General features: G+C 71.4%; 21 protein-coding genes, 1 tRNA gene and 2 pseudogenes. 2 read left to right on the top strand and 22 right to left on the bottom strand.

All coding sequences use genetic code 11. The features are described from left to right. Positions 1–29: 29 nt before the first annotated feature. The 14 genes and pseudogenes from folK to dacB form a co-directional block, all read right to left on the bottom strand. Positions 30–521 carry a 2-amino-4-hydroxy-6-hydroxymethyldihydropteridine diphosphokinase gene (gene folK / locus LWP59_RS36320; RefSeq protein WP_144645553.1) on the bottom strand — a complete coding sequence of 164 codons (492 nt, stop codon included), beginning with the start codon at positions 519–521 and terminating at the stop codon, positions 30–32. After that, entirely contained in the window at positions 518–877 is a 360-nt protein-coding gene (gene folB, locus LWP59_RS36325; RefSeq protein ID WP_144645551.1) for a dihydroneopterin aldolase, read from the bottom strand. Before folB ends, folK begins: the two co-directional genes overlap by 4 nt. Beyond that, complete coding sequence (gene folP, locus LWP59_RS36330; RefSeq protein ID WP_144645565.1) at positions 870–1,670, bottom strand: dihydropteroate synthase; 801 nt, start codon at positions 1,668–1,670, stop codon at positions 870–872. Before folP ends, folB begins: the two co-directional genes overlap by 8 nt. A gap of 35 nt (positions 1,671–1,705) precedes the next feature. After that, positions 1,706–2,050, bottom strand: a pseudogene (gene folE, locus LWP59_RS36335) (GTP cyclohydrolase I); the annotation flags it as partial. A gap of 867 nt (positions 2,051–2,917) precedes the next feature. Next, positions 2,918–3,232: pseudogene (locus tag LWP59_RS36340) on the bottom strand (GTP cyclohydrolase I); the annotation flags it as partial. After that, positions 3,198–5,543, bottom strand: a complete 2,346-nt coding sequence (gene ftsH, locus LWP59_RS36345; protein ID WP_144645549.1) for an ATP-dependent zinc metalloprotease FtsH — start codon at positions 5,541–5,543, stop codon at positions 3,198–3,200. The pseudogene LWP59_RS36340 and the gene ftsH, both read right to left, overlap by 35 nt. A gap of 203 nt (positions 5,544–5,746) precedes the next feature. Continuing rightward, positions 5,747–6,556 carry an ESX secretion-associated protein EspG gene (locus LWP59_RS36350; protein ID WP_229858405.1) on the bottom strand — a complete coding sequence of 270 codons (810 nt, stop codon included), beginning with the start codon at positions 6,554–6,556 and terminating at the stop codon, positions 5,747–5,749. Next, a complete protein-coding gene (locus tag LWP59_RS36355) occupies positions 6,553–7,356 on the bottom strand; it encodes an ESX secretion-associated protein EspG (RefSeq protein ID WP_144645545.1) in 804 nt (267 codons plus the stop codon). Before LWP59_RS36355 ends, LWP59_RS36350 begins: the two co-directional genes overlap by 4 nt. Continuing rightward, positions 7,353–8,726, bottom strand: a complete 1,374-nt coding sequence (locus LWP59_RS36360) for a hypothetical protein (protein WP_144645543.1) — start codon at positions 8,724–8,726, stop codon at positions 7,353–7,355. The genes LWP59_RS36355 and LWP59_RS36360 overlap by 4 nt, the downstream gene beginning before the upstream one ends. A 13-nt stretch (positions 8,727–8,739) precedes the next feature. Further along, the gene (locus LWP59_RS36365; RefSeq protein ID WP_144645541.1) at positions 8,740–9,108 is read right to left on the bottom strand and encodes a hypothetical protein; all 369 of its coding nucleotides are present in this window, start codon (positions 9,106–9,108) and stop codon (positions 8,740–8,742) included. A 154-nt stretch (positions 9,109–9,262) separates the two neighbouring features. Beyond that, entirely contained in the window at positions 9,263–9,817 is a 555-nt protein-coding gene (gene hpt, locus LWP59_RS36370) for a hypoxanthine phosphoribosyltransferase (RefSeq protein WP_144645563.1), read from the bottom strand. 2 nt (positions 9,818–9,819) lie between these two features. After that, complete coding sequence (gene tilS, locus LWP59_RS36375) at positions 9,820–10,776, bottom strand: tRNA lysidine(34) synthetase TilS (protein WP_144645539.1); 957 nt, start codon at positions 10,774–10,776, stop codon at positions 9,820–9,822. After that, positions 10,763–11,824 (bottom strand): zinc-dependent metalloprotease, encoded by a 1,062-nt coding sequence (locus LWP59_RS36380; protein WP_186383616.1) that lies wholly within the window; start codon positions 11,822–11,824, stop codon positions 10,763–10,765. The genes tilS and LWP59_RS36380 overlap by 14 nt, the downstream gene beginning before the upstream one ends. A 20-nt stretch (positions 11,825–11,844) precedes the next feature. Then, positions 11,845–14,010, bottom strand: coding sequence for a D-alanyl-D-alanine carboxypeptidase/D-alanyl-D-alanine endopeptidase (gene dacB / locus LWP59_RS36385; protein WP_191334883.1), 2,166 nt, complete (start codon positions 14,008–14,010; stop codon positions 11,845–11,847). Between the two features lie 154 nt (positions 14,011–14,164). On the opposite strand from dacB, the gene LWP59_RS36390 reads away from it, so the two are divergent. After that, the gene (locus tag LWP59_RS36390) at positions 14,165–14,680 is read left to right on the top strand and encodes an inorganic diphosphatase (protein ID WP_144644223.1); all 516 of its coding nucleotides are present in this window, start codon (positions 14,165–14,167) and stop codon (positions 14,678–14,680) included. A 59-nt stretch (positions 14,681–14,739) separates the two neighbouring features. On the opposite strand, the gene LWP59_RS36395 is transcribed toward LWP59_RS36390, so the two are convergent. The 4 genes from LWP59_RS36395 to LWP59_RS36410 all read right to left on the bottom strand — a co-directional run bounded on the left by LWP59_RS36395 (position 14,740) and on the right by LWP59_RS36410 (position 17,496). Then, positions 14,740–16,008: a serine hydroxymethyltransferase gene (locus LWP59_RS36395; protein WP_144644225.1), complete on the bottom strand. Its 1,269-nt coding sequence runs from the start codon at positions 16,006–16,008 to the stop codon at positions 14,740–14,742. A gap of 107 nt (positions 16,009–16,115) precedes the next feature. Continuing rightward, complete coding sequence (locus LWP59_RS36400; protein ID WP_144644227.1) at positions 16,116–16,637, bottom strand: gamma carbonic anhydrase family protein; 522 nt, start codon at positions 16,635–16,637, stop codon at positions 16,116–16,118. Between the two features lie 9 nt (positions 16,638–16,646). Beyond that, positions 16,647–17,228, bottom strand: a complete 582-nt coding sequence (locus LWP59_RS36405) for a TetR/AcrR family transcriptional regulator (RefSeq protein ID WP_144644269.1) — start codon at positions 17,226–17,228, stop codon at positions 16,647–16,649. A 194-nt stretch (positions 17,229–17,422) separates the two neighbouring features. Then, positions 17,423–17,496, bottom strand: a tRNA-Thr gene (locus LWP59_RS36410). A gap of 116 nt (positions 17,497–17,612) precedes the next feature. Here LWP59_RS36410 and LWP59_RS36415 point away from each other — a divergent pair. Beyond that, positions 17,613–19,253 carry a hypothetical protein gene (locus LWP59_RS36415; RefSeq protein ID WP_186383563.1) on the top strand — a complete coding sequence of 547 codons (1,641 nt, stop codon included), beginning with the start codon at positions 17,613–17,615 and terminating at the stop codon, positions 19,251–19,253. 132 nt (positions 19,254–19,385) lie between these two features. On the opposite strand, the gene LWP59_RS36420 is transcribed toward LWP59_RS36415, so the two are convergent. From LWP59_RS36420 to LWP59_RS36435, 4 genes are all read right to left on the bottom strand, one after another. Further along, positions 19,386–20,576 (bottom strand): DNA polymerase III subunit delta', encoded by a 1,191-nt coding sequence (locus tag LWP59_RS36420; RefSeq protein ID WP_186383566.1) that lies wholly within the window; start codon positions 20,574–20,576, stop codon positions 19,386–19,388. A 49-nt stretch (positions 20,577–20,625) separates the two neighbouring features. After that, entirely contained in the window at positions 20,626–22,695 is a 2,070-nt protein-coding gene (locus LWP59_RS36425) for a bifunctional MFS transporter/dTMP kinase (protein WP_186383564.1), read from the bottom strand. A gap of 183 nt (positions 22,696–22,878) precedes the next feature. Beyond that, positions 22,879–23,400: a hypothetical protein gene (locus LWP59_RS36430; RefSeq protein WP_144644233.1), complete on the bottom strand. Its 522-nt coding sequence runs from the start codon at positions 23,398–23,400 to the stop codon at positions 22,879–22,881. 129 nt (positions 23,401–23,529) lie between these two features. Next, on the bottom strand, positions 23,530–24,315 hold the full coding sequence (locus tag LWP59_RS36435; protein ID WP_144644235.1) for an ESX secretion-associated protein EspG: 786 nt from the start codon (positions 24,313–24,315) through the stop codon (positions 23,530–23,532). Positions 24,316–24,351 lie beyond the last annotated feature (36 nt).

Here is a 24,351-nt window from a genome sequence, read left to right on the forward strand (position 1 = left end):
GCCCCGCTGGGCGGCAGCCTCGCGGTCCCTCAGAGCGCCAGGTCCCGCCGGGGCCGGACGCCCGCGCGGTCGGCCTCGGGGAGAGCCGCGAGGAGGTCGCGGACCGGGCCGTGGCCGGGGAGGGTCGCGTCCGGGTCGATCTCCAGCCACGGGATCAGGACGCTGGCCCGTTCCGGGGTGCCGGGGTGCGGCAACAGCAACTCGGGGTCCGCCGAGCGCACGCCGTCCACCGTCACGACGTCCACGTCCAGCGTGCGCGGGCCCCAGCGGAGCTCGCGCACGCGCCCCGCCGCCTGCTCCAGCGCCTGGCCCGCCCGCAGCCACGCCCAGTGGTCCCGCGCCGGATCGTCCACAATGCACACCGCGTTCAGGAAGTCCGGCTGGTCCTCGACCCCCCAGGGCTTCGTCTCGTACACGGTGGACACCCGGACCACCGCCTCGCCGAGCCCCGTCACCACCGACCGGAGCCGACCCAGCCGGTCGCCCAGGTTCGAGCCCAGCGAGAGGACCGCGCGGCTCACCGTTCCCGCCGGACGGTCACGGCGACGTCGTCGAACGTCAGCGGGATCGGGGCGGACGGCTTGTGCACGGTCACCTCGACCGCTCCCAGCCGCTCGTCCCGGATGACCTCGTCGGCGATCTTGCCCGCCACGCTCTCGATGAGGTCGTACGGCTCCCCGCCGACGATGCCCGCCGCGAGCTCGGCGAGCTCGCCGTAGTGCAGCGTCTGCGTGAGGTCGTCCGTCTTCACCGCCGCGGACAGGTCCAGCCACACGGTGACGTCGACGACGAACTCCTGCCCGTCGCGCTTCTCGTGCTCGAAGACCCCGTGCCGGCCGAACACCCGCAGCCCGGTCAGCGTGATCCGGTCACTCATGTCCACGCTGCCAGGCGGCCGCCACCGTGACGGCGTCCAGCGACGCACCGACCGCGTGCGCCCGCACGCCCCACGCGCCGGCCGCGGCGGCGAGCGCCGAGATGGCGGCCGTCGCGTCCTCGCGTCCGGACGGCGGCCGCGGGGTCCCGTCGGCGTCGGCGAGCAGTCGGCCGAGAAAGCGCTTGCGGGAAGCACCGACGAGCACGGGGAAGCCCATGTCCACAAAGGACGGAAGCGCGTGCAGCAACGCCCAGTCGTGCGGCGCGTGCTTGGCGAACCCGAGACCGGGGTCGATGACGATGTTCTCCGCCGCGACCCCGGCGGCCAGCGCGGCGTCCACCCGGGCCCTCAGCTCCGCGTGCACGTCGGCGACCACGTCGTCGTACTGCGCGAGCCTGTTCATGTCCTTGCTGTGCCCGCGCCAGTGCATGAGGATCCAGGGCGCCCCGCCGGCCGCGGCGACCTTCGCCATGTTCGGGTCGGCCAGGCCGCCCGACACGTCGTTGATGATCCGTGCGCCGCCGTCGAGCGCGGCCTCGGCGACGGCCGCCCTCGTCGTGTCCACCGAGAGGCAGAGGCCGTCCGCGGCGAGTGCCCGCACGACCGGGAGGACCCGGTCGATCTCCGTCTGCGCGTCCACCCGGGCGGCGCCGGGACGGGTCGACTCACCGCCGACGTCGATGATGTCCGCGCCCCGCGCCCACATCTCGTGCGCGTGCGCGAGCGCGGCGTCGGTGTCGAGGTATCGGCCGCCGTCGGAGAAGGAGTCGGGCGTGACGTTCAGGACCCCCATCACGACACACCGGTCCGGCGACGGCAGCGCGCTGTTCACCGGCGGCCCTTGATCAACTCCAGGGCTTCCGCCCGCGTGGTGGCCGAGGACTGCAGCAGCCCGCGCACCGCCGACGTGGTGGTGCGGGCGCCCGGCTTGCGGATCCCGCGCATCGACATGCACAGGTGCTCGGCCTCGATCACCACGATCACCCCGCGGGGCTTGAGCCTGCGGTCCAGCGCGTCGGCGACCTGGGAGGTGAGCCGCTCCTGCACCTGTGGGCGTTTCGCGTAGAGGTCGACCAGCCGCGCGAGCTTCGACAACCCGGTGACCCGCCCCTGCCCGTTCGGGATGTACCCGACGTGTGCCACCCCGTGGAACGGGACCAGGTGGTGTTCGCAGTTGTGCGTCAGGTGACCGGCGACCAGGAAGGTCGGATGCGGTTCACATTTGAAGCTGTACACCGTGTACGGCTCGGTGTCGGTGGCCACGACCGGACGGACCGACTGCACCTCGACGTACTCGGACTCGATGAGATCGGTGGCGTGGTCGTCCTGTGGGAAACCGTGTCGCCGGAACCAACTGTCCGCGATGTAGAGCTGCGAGGCGGTGTCGAGCCGCGGTGAGAACCCAGCACCGACGATCGCGGCGAGATCCTCGAGAAACGGCACGTCGGCGCCGCTCCGGCAGCCGTCTCCATCGAAGAAACCATCGAGGAAACCGTGGAAGGTGGCCGAATCGGCCAACGCTGTCCTCGGGAACCGGTCGCCTTCGCCCACGTACCGGCGGATCAGGCCGGCCACCGGAGCCGACAGGACCTGGACCTGGAAATCCGCACCGATCGTTTCGATCTTCGCGTCGATGCCGAAGGCCCGGTACAGCGACTCGGCGAACTTCTTCGCCCGGTCACGATCGTCGACGACCAGCGACACGTATCGCTCGGCAACCGTGCCGTCGGCGCAAACGGTTCCGATCACGTAGCCGAAGTCGTACCCCAAGGTGGGCTTCCACCTGTCGCGGCAGAGCTTCCGCGCGTGCGTCCACTCGATGAAAGTGCCCGCGACGTCCTTGGCCTCCACCCAGCCCTCGGGGGTTGCCAGCGGATGATCCGGTGTGACCTGGAAGATTCCCTCCGAGGTGACCACCTCGACCAGCTCACGAGTCTGGTGCGAGCTGATCTGCGTGATCGTCGTTTCCTCGACGCGCCCCTGAGCCAGGGTCCACAACTTGTCGCCGACCTGGACGTCCCGCGCCTGCTTCTGCCCACCGACGGCATTCACCGGCTGCGTGCTCGGCACACAGGTCGAATAGATCGGGATGTCCGTGACCAGCACGAGCTCCTCGTGCGACTCCGCGAAGGTGCGGTCGAGGACGGCCTCCGGCTCGGTGTAGAGACCGGCGAACATCTCCTGGTAAGCCCGTGCGACCCGGGCCGGGGTGTCCTGGAGACCATCCCGGTCCGGGTTCTCGCCGATGGCCAGCAACAACTCGCGCACGGCCTTCTCGGCGCGCGCCTGGTCGAACACCGGCCCGTTCTCGCGGGTCAGCTCACTGTCGATTTTGACCGTCCTGCTCGTCGGGATCACGGCGGCGCTGCCCCTCGCCGAAACCGCCGAACCAGTTCCCGCGCTGCGGCTCCTCGCCCGGCTGCTTACGCCACTCGTCCGTCGGCGGGCGCCACTGCTGGCCACCCGGCTGCGTCGCGGGCGTCCATCCCGGAGGGGCACCGTAGTTCGGCGGACCGCCCTGGCCCGACGACGGCTGCGGCCACTGGCCGCTGCCGTTCTTCGGGTTGTACCGGCCACCGCCGTTCGGCCCCGCGGGCGGAGCGTACGGGTTCGAGGGGGGCTCGGGCTGGGAGTACGGCGGACCACCAGGCAGGTCCGAGCCACCGGGCACGGTACCGACCGGGGTCGGTGCCGGACGCGGGGCCGGCTTCTCCTCCTCCGGCGGGGGCCACGGCTCGCCGCGCTCCATCGCCAGCTCGCCCGGGGTCTTGATGGGCGGCTTGTCCGACGGCGTGCGCTCACCGAACTCGTTGAACACGGTGATGTGCGGCCGCTTCTGGACTGTCGCGAAGATCCGCTCGAGGTCCTTGCGCTGGAGGGTCTCCTTCTCCAGCAGTTCCCGCACCAGGTCGTCGAGGACGTCCCGGTAGGTGTTGAGGACCTCGTAGGCCTCGGTGTGCGCGGTCTCGATGAGCTTGCGCACCTCTTCGTCGATCTCGTGCGCGACCTCGAGCGAGTAGTCCGCCTGCCGGCCCGCGGACCGGCCGAGGAACGGGTCGCCCTGCTCCTGGCCGTACTTGACGGCGCCCAGCCGGGCACTCATCCCGTACTCGGTGACCATCGCCTTGGCGATCTTGGTGGCCTGCTCGATGTCGGAGGACGCGCCGGTGGTCGGCTCGTGGAAGACGAGCTCCTCCGCGGTCCGCCCGCCCATCGCGAAGACCAGCCGCGCGATCATCTCCGAGCGGGTCATCAGCTGCTTGTCGTCCTCGGGGACGACGAGCGCGTGCCCGCCGGTCCGGCCACGCGGCAGGATCGTCAGCTTGTACACCGGCTCCAGGTCGGGCATCGCCCACGCGGCGAGCGCGTGCCCGCCCTCGTGGTAGGCGGTGATCTTCTTCTCCTTCTCGGAGATGATCCGGCTCTTGCGTGCCGGACCGCCGATCACCCTGTCCACCGACTCCTCGAGCGCGGCGTCGTTGATCACGTGCCCGTTCTGCCGGGCGGTGAGCAGGGCGGCCTCGTTGATCACGTTGGCCAGGTCGGCACCGGACATGCCGACCGTGCGCTTCGCGAGCGAGTGAAGGTCGACGTTCTGCGCGAGCGGCTTGCCCTTGGAGTGCACCTCGAGGATCTGGCGGCGGCCGAGCAGGTCCGGCGCGGACACCGGGATCTGCCGGTCGAACCGGCCGGGGCGCAGCAGCGCCGGGTCCAGGATGTCGGGCCGGTTGGTCGCGGCGATCAGGATGATGCCGCCGCGGGCGTCGAACCCGTCCATCTCGACCAGCAGCTGGTTCAGCGTCTGCTCACGCTCGTCGTGCCCACCGCCGAGGCCGGCACCACGCTGGCGGCCGACCGCGTCGATCTCGTCGACGAAGATGATGCAGGGCGAGTTCTGCTTGGCCTGCTCGAACAGGTCACGCACACGGGAGGCACCGACACCGACGAACATCTCGACGAAGTCCGAACCGGAGATCGTGTAGAACGGCACCCCGGCCTCACCGGCGACGGCACGCGCGAGCAGCGTCTTACCGGTGCCGGGCGGGCCGTAGAGCAGGACACCCTTCGGGATCTTCGCGCCCAGCGCCTGGTAGCGGGCCGGGTTCTGCAGGAAGTCCTTGATCTCGTACAGCTCTTCGACGGCCTCGTCGGCGCCCGCGACGTCACCGAAGGTGGTCTTGGGCATGTCCTTGTTGAGCTGCTTGGCCTTCGACTTGCCGAAGTTCAGCACCCGGTTGCCGCCACCCTGGGCGTTGTTCATCATCCACATGAGCAGCAGGAGCAGGATGCCCAGCGGGATCATGTAGATCAGCAGTTGGGAGATCCACGACTGCTGGGTCACCGTGGTGGTGAACTTGACGTTCGGCGTCGCGATGAGCTTGCCGTAGATCTGGTCGGTGGCGCCGGAGGGGTACTGGGTGATGATCTGGTCGACCTGCTGGCCGTTGACGTCGATCTTGTTGTTGAGCGACAGCTTGAGCTGCTGCTCCTTGTCCTCGAGGTTCACTTCCTTCACGTTGTTCGCGCTGAGCTGCGCGATCGCTTGTGAAGTCGGAACCTGGGTGTAGCCGCGATTGCTGTCGAAGATGGTGCTGAACGCGAAGTAGAGCAGCAGAACCGCGACGATCCACAGAAGTGGGTTCCTGAGCAGGCGCTTCCGGTCCATATGCCTCGGCCGTGCTGGCCTTGACCCTCCCTGGTAAGGCGGTAGATGCTGACATCCGCCGTCACGGTGTACACAACGACTTACGGTGCGCGGGGGACACCCGTCCAACCAGGGTACAGTCCGGTCGACCTGGACACCCGCACGAGCCTCCTGCAGGTCAACGGCCGATCAAGCCGGGAGGTTCCCGGTGAGGTTTTCACTGCTCAAGACGTGACGGTCGCGACCATCTCGGAAAGCCTCGTGCGCAGGGTCTTCGCGTCGGCCGGCGCGACCGTCACCCATTCCCGCCCGTCGGTGCCCGCACGGGAAAGGCTGAGGTAGCGGCCGCTCGCGGTGTCGAACCAGGCCAGCACCGGGGACCGGCGCCTGCCGCTCACCTCGCTCCGGCTGTTCGCTGCCAGCTGACCGCCGCGCAGCCGCGGCTGGCCGGCGAGCCGGGCGTACGACTCACGCGGATCGGCGACCTGGTCGCTCAGCGACGTCCTGCGGCGAGACCTCGTGCTCGGCGCCGGCTCACCGTCGGGCGTCACCGGCACCCGGCTCGGCGGGATGCGCAGGGCCTCCTCGACCGGCAGCGTGATGGACGCCTCCGTGCCACGGCTGCCCTGGGGCAGCAGTTCGACGACGGCGGAGGCCAGGCCTTCCGCGAAGGTCGGGCGGAGCCAGATGCCGTCGGTGGTCTGGATGGCGAGCACGCCCGTGCTGCCGTCGGACGCGGCGAGGATGCCGACCGGCGGGGCCTGGTAGTCGGGGATGTGCAGCGCGTCGACGCTCAGCGTGGGCCGCGCGAGGACCGTGAACCAGTCCTCGACGTGCGGCTCGAGCCGGCCGAAGTGGTCACGCAGACCGCGAGCCTTCAGCTCGTTCTGCGCGCGCTGACGCAGCGCCGACCGTTCGTCCTCGGTCGTGCCGTGCGAGCGCACCCGCAGCGGGTAGGGCAGTTCGCCAAGGCCGACCGCTTCCCACAGGAAGTCGAACGTCAGTGGCGTGAAGAACTCTGCTCCGCCCGTCACCATGCTCCTCCCGGTGCCATCGTCGTGCTGGCGGCACCGGAGAGCATCTCATTGAGCCGCTGGCGCAGTGACGCGGCGTCCGCGGGGGCGATGGTGATCCAGTCGCGGCCGTCGTGCCCGCGGCTGGCCTGCGTGAAGTAGCGGCCGGAGTCGGTGTCGAACCAGCTCAGCACCGGCGTCCGGACCTTGCCGGACAGCCGCCCGCGGGCGTTCGCGCCGATCTGCCCGCCGCGCAGCCGCGGCTGCGCCTGCAGCCGGGCGAGCGCCTTGCGGTCCTCGTCCGCGCTGACGCGGCCCGAGGCGTCCGGCACCCGCCGCTGCAGGAAGTCCGCTCCAGTGCCGGTGAGCAGCTGCTCCAGCGGCACCGTGATCGACTTCTCCGCACCGCGCGGTGCCGGCGGCAGCAGCGAGACGATCGCACTGGCCAGGCCGTCGGCCGGAGCCGGGTGGAAGTGGAAGCCCCGCTCGTCCTGGACGGCCAGCACCCCCTCGCCTCCCAGCCCGGCCGCCACGGCGAGCAGCGGACGCGCGTTCGGCGCGGCGAGGTGCACCGAATCGAGACTCACGTCGGAGCTCGCCAGCATCTCGAAGAAGTTCTCGACATGCGGCTCGGGGCGCCCCCGACCGTTCGCGACGCCACGGCGGGCCAGTTCGGCCATCGTCTGCCGGCGCAGATCCGCGCGTTCGTCCAGGGTCGCCCCGTGCGATCGGAACTCCAGTGGATAGGGCAGCTCACCTGCCCCGAACGACTCCCACAGGAAGTCCAGCTCCAGCGGAGTCAGCAGCTCCGCACGCGTCACTCTTCGTCCTCGTCGGACCAGGCGCCGATGACCGGCGGCGCGGTCGCCACGTTGGCGCCGAACGCCTCGTCGGGGTCGGCTTCGACGAGGTACGAGGCCCGGGTGTGCTCCTTGTCCTCCTCGCCGCCCTGCGCACCGGCGCCGCCCATGCCACCCATCCCGGGCGGCGGGGTGTTGCCGCCACCGATCGTGCCGTTGGGCGACACCACCGGCCCCTGCGGCGCGTTCGCGGCGGCGCTGTGGCCCTGCTGCTGGGCCTGGTCGGTGCTCGCCGCGGCGGTCTCGTCCGGGTTCTGCTTGGCACCGGTCTTGCTGCCCCGGCCCAGGGCCGCCTTGCCCGCGGCCGCGCCGAGCCCGGCGCCGGCGAGGCCGAGCCCGACCCCGAGCGCCGCACCGCCACCGCTGGAGGACGTCGGCACCGGCGTCGTCTGCGCGGCCGGGGCCACGCCCGCACCGGAGACCACGCCAGGACCCGCGGGCACCGGACCGCCCGCGGCGCCACCGACACCGGCGGGACCGCCGGCCTGGCCCACCGCACCGAGGTGGGCGCCGAACGCCGAGGCGCCGCCGGACGAGTCCACGCCGCCCAGCTGCATGCCGGGCGCGGGGCCGAGCGAACCGACGGCCGGGGCACCGGCCATCGAGCCCGGACCGGAGACCGACGAAGCCTTGGTGGCGCCGAACGTGCCGTCCGGCGGGAGGCCGAGCGAGTCCGGGCCGAAGCTCGGCGTGGAGTTGTCGACCTCGGACATCGCCTGGGTGTAGGCGTTGAAGTACTGGACCTGCTGCGCGTGCACCGACTTGGCCTCGTCGGCCTGCTGCTTCATGTCGGCGACCATCGCGGCCGGACCGCCCGCGAGCATCGCCGCGGTCTGTTTGGCCGGGTCGAACTCCTTCGGCGCCGGCATCTTCTTGACCTCGGCGGCGGCCGCGGCCTGCTGCACCATCCGGCTCGACATCGTGTGCGCCGCGTCGCCGGCCTGCTGACTGGAGTTGGCGATGCCCACCAGCGCGCCCTGCGCGGCGCCGGCACCGTGGCCGACCCAGGCACTGCCGAGCTCGGTGATCGCGTTGTACAGGTCGTTGGCCGCCTGGTGCAGCTCGTCGCCGTGGCCCTTCCAGACCTGGCCGGTGGCCTCGGCGGACGCCGGGTCGTTGTTCACCGTCGCGCCCTGGTACAGCTGCGTGCTCTCCTGCGAGGCCCAGTTCGGCGGGCTGCCGATCGCGCGGTCCGAGCCGTACTGGAACCCGCCGGCACCGCTGCGGGCCTGCTGCACGATCGCCGCGCTCTGCCCGTTGTCACCGAGCGGCACGGAGCTGGTCGGCGTGCCGCTGCCGGTGGAGTCTCTCTGGTCGTCGAAGCCGCTCATGCCCGCCCCCTGGTTACGCCCGCCCGGACAGCGCGTCCGAGGCGTCCTGGTCGATCTGCTGGTAGTGGCTCATCGCCGCGACGATGGCCTGCTCGGCCTGTGCGTACTGGCCGTAGAGGTTCTGCAGGGCCGTGGTGTAGGAGTCACCGCCGCCGTCGGCGCGCTGGACGAACTTCGCGGCGATGGCGTTGCCCACCGGGTTCGCACCGAGCTTCGGGGCCTCGGCGAGGGCGCCTGAGCTGCGCAGGAGGTTTTCCACCGAGTCCTTGCCGGCGCGGATCTTCTTCAGCACTGTCTGCGCGGCGTCCGGGTCCACTCCCAGCTGACCGTTGACCGCCGCGTTCCTGAACGCCGCGGCATCCCCGTAGCTGCTGTTCCCCATCGGTTCTCTCCTGCCCCAAGTCGATGCCGGGAGTACCGGCCCGGCTACCCCTGTTCGCATAGGTTAACGCACTCGGACAGGCAGTATGACGCGTTCGCACGACCTCGGGTTCCGCTTTTTCCGCACCGGTCGTCAGACATTCACCCTGCGTTACTCAGGAGCTGTAGACCTTGGGGTCGAGGGTCCCGATGTAGGGGAGGTCGCGGTAACGCTCCGCATAGTCGAGGCCGTAGCCGACGACGAACTCGTTCGGGATGTCGAACCCGACGTACTTCACGGGCACGTCCACCTTGACGGCCTCCGGCTTGCGCAGCAGCGAGCAGACCTCGAGCGAGGCCGGACTGCGGCTCGCGAGGTTCTTCAGCAGCCAGGACAGCGTAAGCCCCGAGTCGACGATGTCCTCGACGATCAGCACGTGCTTGCCGGTGATGTCGCGGTCGAGGTCCTTCAGGATCCGCACGACGCCCGAGGACGACGTCGCGGAGCCGTAGGAGGACACCGCCATGAACTCCAGCTGCGCCGGCATCGGCAGCGCGCGGGCGAAGTCGGTCATGAACATGACCGCGCCCTTGAGCACGCCGACCAGCAGGAGGTCGGCCGTGACGCCGTCCCGTGCGTAGTCCGCCGCGATCTGCTTGGCGAGTTCGTTGATCTTGTCCTGGATCTGCTGCTCGGTGACGAGCACGGAGGCGATCTCGCCTTCGTACAAGGTCATTCCCCTTTGGCTTCTTCGCGACGATTCATGCTCAGCCTGCCACGCGTCCGCGTGACGACCAAGCTGCCCGGCAACCACACCCCGCCCTGACCACGCCATTCGCCGATCAACGCGTCGACCGAACGCAGCTGCGCGTCAGAAAGATCACACGCGCCCCGCTCGATCAGCCAGCGCCGGAGCACCCGGCGCCGCAACGCGGGCGGCACCGGCTCAAGTGCCCCGACCTCGAGCGTCTCGCCCTCGCCGCACAGCTGCGCGGCGAGGGCATCGAGGGTTTCGTGATCCTCGCGCAGCTGGGTCGCGGTGCGGGCGAGCGCGGCGGCTACCCCACCGGAAAGGACGTCTTCGAGCAGCGGCAGCACCTCCGTGCGCAGCCGGACCCGGGTGAACCGCGGATCGGTGTTGAACGGGTCCTCCCACGGCTCGACGCCCAGCGCCGCGCAGGCCGCGCGGGTGGCCGAGCGCGGCACGTCCAGCAGCGGACGGCCCCACGGCGGGTCGAACGGCTTCATCCCGGCGATCGACCGCGGGCCGGAGCCGCGGCCGAGGCCGAGCAGCACCGTCTCGGCCTGGTCGTCCCTGGTGTGCCCGAGCAGCACCAGATCGCGTCCCTTGCCCGACAACGCCGCGTACCGGGCCCGCCGGGCGGCCGCCTCCACCCCACCCGGACCGCTGACGTCGACGGTCAGCACCTCCGCCTCGTCGACGCCGAGCCTGCGCGCGGTGTCGGCGGCGGTCTCGGCGACCTCCGCGGAGCCGTCCTGCAGGCCGTGGTCCACGACCAGCGCGCGCACCCGCAGGCCCAGCTTGTGCCCCTCGTGCGCGGCCGCCTCGGCGAGCGCGAGGGAGTCGGCGCCGCCGGAGACGGCGACGTCGAAGTCCGACTCGGCCCGTGCGGCAAGGAACCGCCGCACGGCCAGCCGGACCGGGATCAGGACGTCATCCGTGCACACGCCGGACCCACGCCTCCGGGTCGGCGATCTCCGCGCGGCTGGGCAGCGTGTTCGGCGAGGTCCAGACGGCGTTGAAGCCGGTCATGCCCACCCGGTCGACGACGTGCCGGGTGAACGCCGCGCCCTGCGCGTACTGGCGGATCTTGGCGTCGACCCCCAGCAGGCTGCGCAGCAGCCGGTCGAGCAGGCCACCGCCCTTGCGGCGGGCGGTGAACCGGGAACGGATCATTTCGACGGCGGGCACCACGCCCGGGCCGACGGCGTCCATCACGTAGTCGGCGTGGCCTTCGAGGAGGGTGGACAGCGCGAGCAGCCGGTCGAAGACCTCACGCTGCTGCGGCGAGCGAAGCAGCTGCGCCAGCGCCACCACCCCGCCGTCCGCCTTGGCGCGCTTGGCTTCCCGCAGCGCCTCGGGCAGCCTGCCGAGCAGGTCGCCGACGCCGTCGTCCTCAGCGGCGAGGCCGCCGACCAGTCGCTCGACCTCGTCCGCGAAGTAGTCCCGCAGCCAGCCGACGGCGGTGAACTGCAGGCGGTGGGTGCACTCGTGCAGGCACACCCACATCCGGAAGTCGCGGCCCGGCACCTGCATCGCGTGCTGGGCGGTGACGACGTTGGGCGCGACGAGCACCAGGCGGCCGCCGTCGCCGCCGAACGGGTCGTACTGGCCGAGCACGCGCGAGGCGAGGAACGCCAGCACGACCCCGGTCTGCACGCCCGCGCCACCCGCGAGCACTGGCGCGAACGGGTTCGCCGGCAGCGTGCGCAAAGCCTTGCTGGTCAAGGCATCCAGCCCGGCGGCGGCGGAACGCACCCAGCCCGGCCGGTCGACGACCTCCCCGGGCAGCAGCGGCAGGCCCGCGCCGAGCCCGGTCAGCTCCCGGACGTGCGCCTCCGCGTCCACGGTCAGCTCGCGCAGCTCGCTCACCGCCAGCTGCGCCTCGGTGCGCGGCACCGACGGGCCGCCGCGGACGAGGAACGCACCCGTCGACGCGGCGAGCGACCAGTCCACCACCGGACGCGTCTTTTCCTCGCTCACCGTGCTGTTCATTGCCCCGACGCTACCCGTCGCTAACCGCATCCGCAGCCACGCAGTGCGGCCGCCAGTGCGTCCAGTGCGGGGCGCGCCGCCACGATGTCCGAGCCGTTGGACATCATCGCGAACACCAGTACCCGGCCGTCCTTGTCGAGCACCACCCCGGCCAGCGTGTTGACGCCGGACAGGGTGCCGGTCTTCGCCCGTACCCAGCCCTTGCCCGCCGAGGAGTTCGCGTCGCCATAGCGGTCCGCCAGGGTGCCGCTGCCGCCTGCCACCGGAAGCCCTTCCAGCAACGGCCGCAGCTTCGCGGTGCGCGGGTCCTTGTTGTCCGGCGCGGCGGCGACGGTGAGCAGCTGGGCGAGCAGCCGCGGCGGCACCTTGTTCAAAGTGGACAGTCCACTGCCGTCGTTGAGCGCCACGCCCGAAACGTCGAAACCGTTCTGCGCCAACGTGTTCAGTGTCGTCTGTGCGACGCCGGCGAAGGTGGCCGGGGCGCCACTGGCGATCGCGGTCTGGCGGCCGACGGCCTCGGCGAGCGTGTTGTCCGAGATCTGCAACAGGTTGTCGACCAGCTCGGTCAGCGGAGCCGACCGCACCTCGCCGAGGACCTTCGCGCCCTGCGGGGCCGTCGCGTGGCCGCTCGCGGTGGCACCGAGCCGCTGGGCGAAGGTCTGCAACAGGGTGCCCGCCGGGTCGGCCGACCGCAGGACCTCGTCCACCGTCGGGTTCGGCCGCCCCGCGTCGAGCATCCCGGGCACGATCGGCGCGGCGTACGTGGACGGCGCGTCATCCGGCGCCCAGCCGGGGGCGGTCAGCGGCCCGGAGAACAGCGACACGTCGATCTGCACCTTCTTGATGCTGCCGCCGGAAGCCTGTTTGACCTGTGCGACGAGGTCATCCAGATGCGCGGCGCCCGGCAGGACGGACTGCTGGCCGTCGGGCAGCGCGGACAGGGTCACGTCGCCTCCCGCGACGATGATCGCGGTGTCCGGCGAGGAACCCTGCACGACCTTCGTCGGGATCTGCAGGCCGTGGTCGAGCTTGAGCAACGCGGCCGACGTGGTGAGCAGCTTCGTCGCCGAGGCGGGGGTCAGCAGCTGGCTCGAGTTGTGGTTCCACAGGGTCGAACCGGTCGCCGGGTCGATCACGATGCCGGCCAGCGTGCCGAGCGCGGGGTTGGCGGCCGGGCCCGCGAGCTCGGCGGCCACGCCCGAGTTCGTCGGCGTGGGCGCCGAACTGCTGGGCGGTTGCAGCGCGAGGGTCACCGCGGCGGGCTCGGGGGTGTCGGCCTTCGGGAAGTTCGGCGCCCAGGGCAGGCCGAGGCGGTTGGAGACCGGCGGCAGCGCGAGCGCGACCCCGACGACGATCACCACCACCAGTGCGACGGCACCGATCAGCAGGCCGCGGCGCTTGCGCTTGACGGGCTGTTCCGGCGGTGGCGGCGGGGTGGGCTCATCGGGCTGCGCGGACTCGGCGGGACGCACCTCTCCCGACGGCTCGATCCGCATCGGCTGGGCGTGCTGGAGGCCCGCGGGCGGGATGGGCCGCGGTGGCGGGGCCGGCCGCTGCTGGGGCTGGGGCTGGGGCTGGGGCTGGAGTTGCTGCGGCGCGGTGACCTGCGCCGAGGTCTCCTGGGGCCACCGCTGGCGGCCGTTCTGCTGCTGAGGTCCCCGCTGCTGGGGCTGGGGTCCACCCTGCTGAGGTCCACCCTGTTGGGGGTTCTGCCGCTGCCCGCCCGGCTGCTGCCCGCTCTGCTGCGGGCCGCCCTGCTGCTGGGGCCGCTGCTGAGGTCCCTGCTGCTGGGTCGGGCGCTGCTGCGCACGCGGCGGCAGCTGGATCGCGGGCAGGAAGGCGGTGCGTTCCTGGTCACTCTCCGGCTGCTCCTGCTTCGGCGGCGCAGCCTTCGGAGCTTCGGGCTTCGACTCCTCGGCTCTCGGCGCTTCGGGGTTCGGAGCTTCGGCCTTCGGCTCCTGAGGCTCCGCCGACTCCTGGGGCTCCGCCTGCTCCTTCGGCCGCTCGACCCACAGGGTCGGCTGCTCGGGCAGGGAGACCTCGGGCAACGGCAGGTGCGCGGTCGCACCGCTGTCCTGTTCCGCGTCGGCGGCCGGCTCGTCGGTCGCGCCGTCGGCGCCCTCGGCGGTCTCCGGCGTGTCGGAATCGTCCGACGGCCAAGCCGGCTCATCTTCGTGCGTCGGCACGCACCCTCCTCATCGCGTCGGCGCACCAGTGACCAAACTAATGCGACATGCAGTGCACTCCCCAACGGCGCGTGGTCCACACTAGTGAAGACAAGTTAGCGAAATCGTGAGCCGCCAGGGGCGGCCCGAAAAGACGAGTTCAGCGAGGATCGCCGTGGAGTTCGACGCCACCATCGAAATCCCCAAAGGGGAGCGCAACAAGTACGAAGTGGACCACAAGACGGGGCGCATCCGGCTGGACCGGACCCTGTTCACGGCCACCCAGTACCCGGCCGACTACGGGTTCATCGACGAAACCCTCGGTCAGGACGGCGACCCGCTCGACGTGCTGGTGCTGGTGCAGGAGCCGACCTTCCCCGGCTGCCTGATCCGCTGCCGCGCGATCGGCATGTTCCGGATGACCGACGAGAAGGGCCCGGACGACAAGGTCCTCGCGGTCCCGTCGGACGACCCGCGCCTCGAGCACCTGCGCGACATCCACCACCTCAACGAGTTCCACAAGCTCGAGATCGAGCACTTCTTCCAGGTCTACAAGGACCTGGAGCCTGCCAAGAGCGTCGAGGGGTCGAACTGGGTGGGCCGCACCGAGGCCGAGGCCGAGATCAAGCGCTCCTACGAGCGCGAAGCCGACCGGCTGGCCAAGGAGGCCGCCGACAACGGCACGCACTGACCCGGGCCCGAAAACGGCCGGCTCCCCAGCGCGGGGAGCCGGCCGGCCGTTTTCGCGTCTCAGGCGCGGTAGCCGGGGATCGGGTACGCGCCCAGCAGGTCACGCACCTCGCCCGCGATCTTGCCCAGCGCTGCCTCGTCCTCCGCGGCGGCGGCCGCGACCGTGCGGTCGATCCACTCGGCGATCTGCGGCTGGTGCTCCGGGGTCAGGCCGCGGGTGGTGATCGCGGCGGTGCCCAGCCGGATGCCGGACGGGTCGAACGGCTTGCGCGGGTCGAACGGCACCGTGTTGTAGTTCAGCTCGATGCCGGCGCGGTCCAGGGCCTGCGCCGCGGGCTTGCCGCCGATCTGCTTGTTGGTCAGGTCGACCAGCAGCAGGTGGTTGTCGGTGCCGCCGGACACCAGGTCGAACCCGCGCTCGATCAGGGCGTCGGCCAGCGCCTTCGCGTTGGCGACGATCGCGTGGGCGTAGTCGCGGAACTCGGGCTTCGCCGCCTCGCCGAGCGCGACGGCGATCGCCGCGGTGGTGTGGTTGTGCGGGCCGCCCTGCAGGCCGGGGAACACCGCCTTGTCGACGGCCTTCGCGTGGTCGGCGTCGGACATGATCATCGCGCCGCGCGGGCCACGCAGCGTCTTGTGCGTGGTGGTGGTGATGACCTGCGCGTGCCCGACCGGCGACGGGTGCGCGCCACCGGCGATCAGGCCCGCGATGTGCGCGATGTCGGCGACCAGCACCGCGTCGACCTCGCGGGCGATCTCGGCGAAGGCCGGGAAGTCGATGGTGCGCGGGATCGCGGTGCCGCCGGCGAAGATCAGCTTCGGCCGGTGCTCGCGGGCCAGGTCACGCACCTGGTCCAGGTCGACCCGGCCGGTCTCCTTGCGCACGCCGTAGCGGACCGCGTTGAACCACTTGCCGGTCGCGGAGACGCTCCAGCCGTGCGTGAGGTGACCGCCGTCGGGCAGCGCCATGCCCAGCACGGTGTCGCCCGGCTTCGCGAAGGCGAGGTACACGGCGAGGTTCGCCGGGGAGCCGGAGTAGGGCTGCACGTTCGCGTGGTCGACGGCGAACAGCGACTTCGCCCGCTCGATGGCCAGCTGCTCGACCTGGTCGATGTACTGCTGGCCCTCGTAGTAGCGCTTGCCCGCGTAGCCCTCGGAGTACTTGTTCGTCAGCACGGTGCCGGTGGCTTCCAGCACGGCCTGCGAGACGTAGTTCTCCGACGCGATGAGGCGGATCTTCTCGGCCTGGCGCCGCGCCTCGTCCTCGACGAGCCCGGCGATCTCGGGGTCGGTGGCAGAAAGGGTCGGAATCGGTGGCTGGTGCGTCATGTTCCTACTCCTGACACTGGCCACACCCAGGCGCGCGGTGCCGGCCTCGTCGGTCGCTTCCCGGTGGTGCTCCACCTCTACGGCGCCAGTCGCTGTACCCGCCCAGCCTAGTCGACAGGGGCGGCGCCGTCGGCGTGCCGCCGGGCGAGCTGCTGGTAGACGGCCGCGTTGTGCTCGACCCAGGCGCGGGCGGAGTCGGTCAGCGGCACGAACTTCTTCGCCGGGCTGCCCATCGCGATGTGCTCGGCGGGCACCTCGGTGTTCGGGGTCACGGTCGCGCCGGCCGCGACGAGCGCCCGCTCCCCGATGACGGCCTTGTCCAGCACGGTCGACCCGTTGCCGATCAGCGCCTGTTCGCCGACGGTGCAGTCGTGCACCAGGCACAGGTGCCCCACGGTGGCGTTGCGGCCCACCTCACAAACGCCTTCGTTGACGTGCAGCACCGAGTTGTCCTGGATGTTCGCGCCCTCGCGGATGATGATCTTGCCGAAGTCCGCGCGGACGACCGCGCCGTACCAGATCGAGACGTCCTTTTCGATGACGACGTCACCGATGAGGGTCGCTGTGGGGGCGACCCAGGCGTCGGGGTGCACGGTCGGGCTGACGCCCTCGAAGGAGAACAGAGGCATGGCCGCACCTTATGCCAGGCACAGCAGCTCGATCTCCTCGCGCAGGGTCGCGAACGGGCGGCGCCGGACGCTCTGCTGCACGATGGCGCCGAGCAGGTACGACTGCAGGGCCCGCGCGCGGGCGCGCGGGTCGTCGATCCGCAGGTCGCCGAGCAGGTCGGTCAGCAGTTCGATCACCGAGCGGAGCATGACCTCGGCGGCCTGGACGTGCTCGGTGCGGCCGACCGCCACCCAGTACTCGAACCAGACGAAGGCGGCGTTGGGGTTGTCGGCGAACGTCTCGAGGTAGGCCTCGAGCACCGCCCACAACCGCTCCGCCGGATCGTCGTACTTGGCGGCCACCTTGTCGAGCTCGCCGAGGAAGTCGGTGACGAGCGCGGCCATCGCCCGGTCGATGAGCAGGTCGATGTCCGAGAAGTAGTAGTGGATGGCACTCTTGGTGAGCGGCCCGGCGTCGGCGATCGCGCGGGCGGTGCAGCCGGCGAGCCCGTCGCGGGCGAGCACCCGGCGCGCGGCGTCGACGATCTGCTCCTGCTTGGCGAGCTGGTTGGGCGAGAGCCGGTCGCGCCGGCCCGGCGGCATGACGGTCATCGTCCCCTCCAGTGGTCCGGACACGCAGCCTACCTTTCAGGACGCGTGTCCCGACCGGCGGTGGACCACTGTGGACAGTGCGGTTCCGTCGTGCCTGTTCCGGAGGTCGCACTGGTCACGCCTGCGGGAATGGTGCGCCGCCGAAACGCAACCAGGCCCGCCCCGGAAGCCGGGACGGGCCTGGTCATCGCCTGAGCCGCCTAGGGGAATCGAACCCCTGACCTGCTCATTACGAGTGAGCCGCTCTGGCCGACTGAGCTAAGGCGGCGATGCACGTACAAGTGTAGCGGCATGGCGCACGTCACTTCCGGCCCCCGCCCTCGTTAGTCTCTCCGACGCCGGTCGCAGCTGCCCGGCCCCGCCCCTTTTGTGGAGGACTCCCGCATGCGCCGACGCCTGCCTCGCACGCTGGCTCTGCCGGTGACCGCAGCCTTGCTCGTGCTCTCGGCCACACCGGCGATGGCGGACAGCACCATCCCGACCACGCCGATCCCCCAGCCCGCGAACCCGTCACAGCCGCCGATCTCGGCGCCGCAGGGCCCACAGCCGCTGGGCCACGCGGTCGGCGACGCGGCCGCGGCCCTCGGGGTGCTGCGGCTGCTCCCCGACACGGTGGACACCAGCACGATCCTGCCGGGCTACAGCCAGTCGCTGCCCAAGCAGTCGGTGCTGGAAGCCGGCATGGGCCTGTCCAGCGCACAGGCGAACTCGGAGTCCTACCTCAGCTACGAGCGGGCGATCGCGCAGTCGTCCCCGCTCGGGCTGGCCGTGGCGGGCAACGCGCCGCAGGCACCCGGCAGCCTCGTGCAGACCGCGCTGCCGGACAACGAGAAGGGCCTCAGCGGCGGGTTCAACGCGCCGCGGAACCCGCTGCTCAACGTCGGCGTGCTGAACGGCAATGTGCACGCCCGCTGGAGCGACACGCTCGGGCCGTGCGTCGGCACGATCGCGGACGCGAGCACCTCGATCGCGAGCCTGTCGCTGCTGAACGTCCTGCCGTCGATGCCCAACCTGCCGCTCAGCGGGCTGAGCAACCTGCCGGCGCTGGCCCAGGGCTTCGACGCGACGAAGGGGCTGCAGTCCCTTGGCGGGCTGCTGTCCGGGGGCGGGCAGACCGCGGCCGACGGCACGGGCTCGCTGCTGAGCCTGCCGAACACCCTGTCGTCGCGGTCGGTGATGCAGCTGGTGGACCTGCCGAACTCGAAGAACAAGGCCGTGCAGTCGGTGTCGACGCTGCAGGCGGCGGACGTCGAGATCCTCAAGGGCACGCCGCTCGCGCTGACGCTGAAGGTGGTCAGCCAGCCGACGCTGAAGGTCACCTCGACGGGTGACAAGGCGACTTCGAAGGTCGAGTACACCGCGCCGGTGATCACCATTCAGCGCGGTGACCAGGTGCTGTACACCCTCGACGCCACGCACCCCACCAAGGACATCCCGATCGGGTTGCCGCTGTCGGGCCTGTCCGACCAGGTCGGCCCCGTCGAGGACCTGCCCGTGGTCGGCGGCCTGGTGGCCACGACGAGCAAGGGTCTGCAGCAGGTCGCGGACAACGGGAACACGGTGCTGGACCTGGGTGTCCTGCGGCTGAGCATCGGCGAGCTGAACCAGAACGCGCAGCAGCTGAGCACGCCGTTCGCGGGCTACCAGCTGGGCGCGTCCGCCCGGATGCTCGACCTGCAGGTGCTGCCGACGAACGCGCTGAAGTCCCTGCTGCCGACCGGCTCGGCGGCGTCGCTGCCGTCGTCGCTGGCGCAGCTTTCGCTGGGTGAGCAGATCGGGCGCGCGTACACCCCGACGGGTGGCGTCGTCTGCGGCAGCACCAACCCGGTGGCGCCTGCCAAACCGGCGCCGGGCGTGCCCGCGAAGCTGGCCTACACGGCGGGCGCGTACTCGGCGGTGCCGCTGTTCTGGACCGGCACGGCGATGCTGCTGCTGGGCGTGGTCCTGGTGGCCGCGATCCCGAACCGCCGCCGCAAGGCCGCGATGGTCAAGCCGTCGCCCTCGCCGCGACCGCGCTCGGACTGACTCCTCGCCGTGCCACGGCTCGCAAGGGCCGTGGCACGGCGGTCAGCCGCGCCACCGCGGTCAACCACGGCACTGCGGTTCGGCCGCAGCACGACGGCCGGCCACGGCATGCAGTCAGCCACGGCACGACGGTCAGCCGTGACGCAGGGCCGTGACCATCGCTTCCACGGCGATGCGTGGTTTGACGTTCCACAGGATCGCCTCACGGCAGGCCAGGACCGCTTCGAGCCGCCCGAGCGTCGACTCGGGCGTCCAGCTCCGCGCGGCCTCGACGGCGTCGGCGGCGTGGTCCGGGTGAGCCAGCACCGCCTTCGCGCCGCTGGCCGTGACCAGCACGTCCCGGTAGAACGCCGCCAGGTCGACCAGCGCCAGGTCCAGCGTGTCGCGCTGGGTGCGGGTCGCCCGGGACTTCTGGCGCTTCTCGAGCGCCCGCACCGCCGCCTCGGCCGCACGCTTCGCGCCCCCGACGCCCTTGCCCGTCGCGTCGCCGCCCATGGCGTTGCGCAGCTCGGTCTTCTCCGACTCGTCGCGCGCCTTGCTCTCCTCGCTCGCGTCACCCTCGGCGGCGGCGATCAGCTCGTCGGCACAGGCGAACACGTCCGCCGGGCGACGCAGGCCGAGCGGGATGCGCAGCACGGTCTCCCGGCGCTTGCGCGACTGCTCGTCGGTCGCCAGGCGGCGCGCCCGGCCGACGTGCCCGCCGCACACCGAGGCCGACCACTGCGCCAGCTCCGGTTCCACCCCGTCCCGCTCCACCAGCACCTGCGCGATCGCCTCGGGCGGCGGGGTGCGGAGGTTGACCAGCCGGCAGCGCGACCGGATGGTCACCGAGACGTCCTCGGGATGGTCCGACGGTGCGCACAACAGGAACACCGTCCGGTCCGGCGGCTCCTCGACGGCCTTGAGCAGGGCGTTCGACGCGCCCTCGGTCAGCCGGTCGGCGTCCTCGATGATGACGACCTGCCACCGGCCGGAGGTCGGCCGGCGCGCGGCCATCTGCACGAGCGCCCGCATCTCGCCGACCGAGATCGACAGTCCTTCCGGCACGATCAGCCGCACGTCGGCGTGTGTGCCGTGCAGTGCGGTGCGGCAGCCCGTGCACTCGCCACAGCCCATGCCGAGGGTGCATTCGAGCGCCGCCGCGAAGGTCCGCGCCGCGACCGACCGGCCGGAGCCCGGCGGGCCGGTGAGCAGCCAGGCGTGCGTCATGGCTCCCGCGGGCACCGGCTCGCCGTCGACGATCTTCGTCGCGGCGTTCGCGGCTGCGGAGAGCACCTCGACCGCGGGCTCCTGCCCGACTAGCTGGGACCAGACCGAACCCACTGAGCCTCCACTGCCACTAGCCGCCTCGACCGCGAACCAGTGTTCCGCATCAGGCGTCGACGATTTCCAACGGTGCGAGCCCCGAGCGGCGCCCCACGAGGACGGCCCGGACCGCGGTCTGCACGCGTTCGGCGACCTCGTCCTCGGTGCCGTCGCCGTCGACGACGACATAGTGGTCCGGGTCCGCGGCGGCCATCTCGCTGAGCAGGCTCTGCACGCGCCACTGGTCCTTGATCGAGATCGGCCCCGACGGGGCTTCGCCCGGGTTGGCGTCCAGCAGCACCGTCACGTCCGGGCGAAGCCTGCCGGTCGCCCAGTCCGCGAGTCCCTCCAGCTCCTTGGCGTCCAGGCCCGCGATCGCCGACAGGTGCGCCAGCGGCGAGTCGACGAAGCGCTCCATCACCACGATCGACCCGTCGTCCAGCGCCGGCTGTACATCGCGCTCCACGATGTCCGCCCGTACCGCGGCCGCGGCCAGCGCCTGCGCCCGCGCGCCGGACAACGACGCCCCGCTGACCAGCTGCGCCAGACGCTTGTCGTCCAGTGCCGGGTCGGCCGCGAGCACGACCGGGCGCGGCCCGGCCGAACGCAGCCAGCTCGCCAGCTTGGCCGCCTGGTTCGCGGTGTCCGCCACCGTCGTGCCCTCCAGCGCGATGAGCAGGCCGTTCACCCGGCGCGGGCGGCGGCGGATCACGTTGCGCAGATCGGACATGATCGTCTCGGCGCGGCGCGAGTCCATCTGCCGGTAGGAGATCACGCCGACGATCGCGGCCAGGATCCCGCCGCCGAGCATCACGGGGCGGGTGCCGTCGATGATGATCGGGCTGCCCCACACCTGCACCGTGCGCGGCTTTGTCAGACCGATCAGCAGCGGCACGATCGCGGTCGAACCGAACACGATGATCTTCATCATCGACTGGTAGATCGCGTTGATCCGGCCGCGGATGGCGTCGTCCACCTGCGAGCCGATGATCGTGACACCGGTCAGGAACGCCGCACCGGCGCAGGCGCCGACGATCGCGACCGCGACCAGCGACACCGCGAGGTGCGGCGACAGGGCGACCAGGATCAGCGCCAGCCCGGCCAGCACGATCGAGATCCCGAACAAGCGGTCGTGCGGCAGCCGCCGCGCCAGCTTCGGCGCGCCGCCCATCCCGGTGGCCAGCCCGACGAACACCGCGACCAGCAGCAGGCCCCAGGCGGCATCCCCGGCGAGCAGGCTCGACGAGTACGGCTTGGCCGAGCCGACCACCGCACCACCGGCCGCGAACGCGCCGGCCGCGCCGATCAGCAGGCCGCGCACCAGCGGCGTGCTGCGGACGAACCGCGCGCCGTCCCGGACCAGGGTCATCAGCCCGCCCGTGGACTCGCCGGACGGCTTGGGCGCCGCCGCGACCGGGGCGTGCACGTTCCGCTTCGACAGCTCGGGGATCCGCGTGATGATCATGGTCGCGCTGGTCAGGTACAGCAGTCCGATCAGCACGATGACGATCTTGGCGAAGCCGAGGTCGCCGAACACCGTCGGCGACAGGTGCAGCGTCGGCCCGATTCCGGTGATGACCGTGTAGATACCGCCCGCGGACAGCACGGCCAGGCCGTAGGTCATCACCATGCCGAGCTGGTTCGCCGTCTCGACCTGGTCCGGCCTGCGCAGCAGGTTCGGCACGGCCGCGTCCTTCGACGGGATCCACATCATCGCGCTGGCGCTGGCCAGGAAGTTGGCGATGTAGAGCCACCAGCCGGTGCCGACGAACGCGATCGACATGACGAACCCGCAACGCAGCAGGTCGGCCACGAACATGATCTTGCGCCGGTCGAACCGGTCGGCGAGCAGGCCGCCCAGCGGTGCGAAGATCAACCCCGGCAACAGTGCGGACAGCAGCACGCCCGTGAACGCGAAGTTCTGGGCGGTGTAGTTCTGTGTCAGCTTCGTCGCCAGGCTCGTGACCCCGAGGATGGTTAGCCAGTCGGCCACGCTGCACAGGTACGTGACACCCCAGAGCCTGCGGAACGGCCGGATCGCCAGCACTCTGCGAGCACGGTAGATCGTGGACCCGTCGCGACCGGCCGGCGCCTCCGCGTCGGCCTTTGTCTGCACGCCCTCGCTGATCCGACCCACCCCACTCGGTTCCCGTGGTGCCGGTGAATCCCCTGGGCTGTGCCACCGTGTCACCGGACCGGTGTCGTCAGGGTAGCTCCGTCGGGTGGGGCGCGACCGCTTCGGGCCGACTGTAGGCACGTGGGGCACCTGATCGTTTCGAAGCGCCTCGAGCCCGTAGCGGAGGGTGATCGACGGGCGCCGTCAGCTGAACAGGCCGGTGATGCCGCTGATCAGGCTCGAGAGGAACTCGATCGCGACGACGGCGAACACGATCATGAGCAGGACCGCCACGATCATGGCCGTCGAACCGCTGGAGGGCCGGACCCGCCGGACGTTGCCCGACTGGGGCAGGCCGAGCCGCGGCATGCGCAGCTGCGGCCGCTTGACCGAGCGCAGGCTCGGCCGGGTGCGCTGCCGCGGGAGCGGGAGCATCCCGAGCGGCGGTGCGGGCGCGATCGGCTGCGCCGGCGCACCGGGCGGCGTCGTCTGGAAGTGCACGTCGCCGAACTCGGCACCAGGGCGCTGCCCCTCGGCCGTCGCCGCGTCGACCAGATCGCGCACCACCGCCGGGTCGGGCCGCACCGGGGACGCGACCCTGGTCAGCTTGAAGTCTTCGTGCTCGTCCTCGTCGTTCAGCGAGCCGGACAACGCGTCGCCGAACGTCACCGGCGGCAGCGCGCTCTGCGTACCGTCGCCGAACTCGGCGTCGTCCTTGGCAGGCATGACCTCTCCCTGTCCTCGGTTGGCCTACGCACCTGTGTCCCTCGCAAGCTTCCCGTCCAGGGTAATGGTCACTCCGCCGAAGGCACTGGCCCATCCGGGTAACGGCGAGATCACGCAGCGCGAGGAGGGTCAGCCACATGCCGGCTCCAGGTGGGCCTGCACGGACTGCCGGATCCAGTGCCCGACGTGCTGCCCGGTCGCCGGCGAGTGGAACAACACCCAGTTGCCGTCCTCGTCGATCGCGGTGATCACCAGGTAGCGCCCGAGGTCGGTGTCGAACAGCACGACCGCGCCACGCGGGTGCTCGGCGATGATCTTGTCGCTGATCGTGAGGTCGAACATCATGGTGGCGAGCCTCGGCCGCGCGGCAAGCTCCCGGAGCTGCGCGACCTGCCCCGCGTGCTCCGGCGCCACCCGGCCGAGCGGGTCCGCGGCAATCCGGAGAAGCTCGCCCGGGCCGGGCCTCGCCTCGGGCAACCGCTCGACCACCCGGTCCGCCAGCCGCCGCGCGCCGCCCGAACCGAGCTGCACCCGGCCACCGACGTACTCCACCACCGAACCCGTTTCGTGGTCGGCGAAGAAGTGCAGCCGCAGCGGTTCGAGGCTGTCCGCGAGCACGCCCGTCACCGCGCCGCGGACCTGGCCGCGGCGCAGCGACCGGAACAGCGCCACCGCCTTGGGCGTCAGCACACCATCGCGGGACAGGCCCAGTGACCCGAGCGCGGCGTGCCACCGCGTCTGCCGCTCGGCCTCCTCCACGATGCCCGCCGCGGGCGGGCCCATCGGCAGTTCCGGATTGCCGTCCGGGTCGTAGTAGGTCAGCACGGACAGGCGACGGGGCACGGCCCACGCCAGGGGGCGGACGATCTCGTCGACCAGCTCGAAGACCGTCGGAGTCGGAGTCTCATCGCTCATGGCGAGGAGTATGCCGCCGACCACCGACAGTTTTCG

The organism is Amycolatopsis acidiphila, from assembly GCF_021391495.1.
GTDB lineage: Bacteria > Actinomycetota > Actinomycetes > Mycobacteriales > Pseudonocardiaceae > Amycolatopsis_E > Amycolatopsis_E acidiphila.

Bases quoted from the DNA above. Each gene is read 5' to 3' on its own strand.
- LWP59_RS36395 (WP_144644225.1), bottom strand. From the start codon at position 16,008: ATGACGCACCAGCCACCGATTCCGACCCTTTCTGCCACCGACCCCGAG.
- LWP59_RS36435 (WP_144644235.1), bottom strand. From the start codon at position 24,315: ATGAGCGATGAGACTCCGACTCCGACGGTCTTCGAGCTGGTCGACGAG.
- LWP59_RS36365 (WP_144645541.1), bottom strand. From the start codon at position 9,108: ATGGGGAACAGCAGCTACGGGGATGCCGCGGCGTTCAGGAACGCGGCG.
- LWP59_RS36380 (WP_186383616.1), bottom strand. From the start codon at position 11,824: ATGAACAGCACGGTGAGCGAGGAAAAGACGCGTCCGGTGGTGGACTGG.
- LWP59_RS36360 (WP_144645543.1), bottom strand. From the start codon at position 8,726: ATGAGCGGCTTCGACGACCAGAGAGACTCCACCGGCAGCGGCACGCCG.
- LWP59_RS36430 (WP_144644233.1), bottom strand. From the start codon at position 23,400: ATGCCTGCCAAGGACGACGCCGAGTTCGGCGACGGTACGCAGAGCGCG.
- ftsH (WP_144645549.1), bottom strand. From the start codon at position 5,543: ATGGACCGGAAGCGCCTGCTCAGGAACCCACTTCTGTGGATCGTCGCG.
- folP (WP_144645565.1), bottom strand. From the start codon at position 1,670: ATGGGGGTCCTGAACGTCACGCCCGACTCCTTCTCCGACGGCGGCCGA.
- folB (WP_144645551.1), bottom strand. From the start codon at position 877: ATGAGTGACCGGATCACGCTGACCGGGCTGCGGGTGTTCGGCCGGCAC.
- LWP59_RS36400 (WP_144644227.1), bottom strand. From the start codon at position 16,637: ATGCCTCTGTTCTCCTTCGAGGGCGTCAGCCCGACCGTGCACCCCGAC.
- LWP59_RS36415 (WP_186383563.1), top strand. From the start codon at position 17,613: ATGCGCCGACGCCTGCCTCGCACGCTGGCTCTGCCGGTGACCGCAGCC.
- LWP59_RS36405 (WP_144644269.1), bottom strand. From the start codon at position 17,228: ATGACCGTCATGCCGCCGGGCCGGCGCGACCGGCTCTCGCCCAACCAG.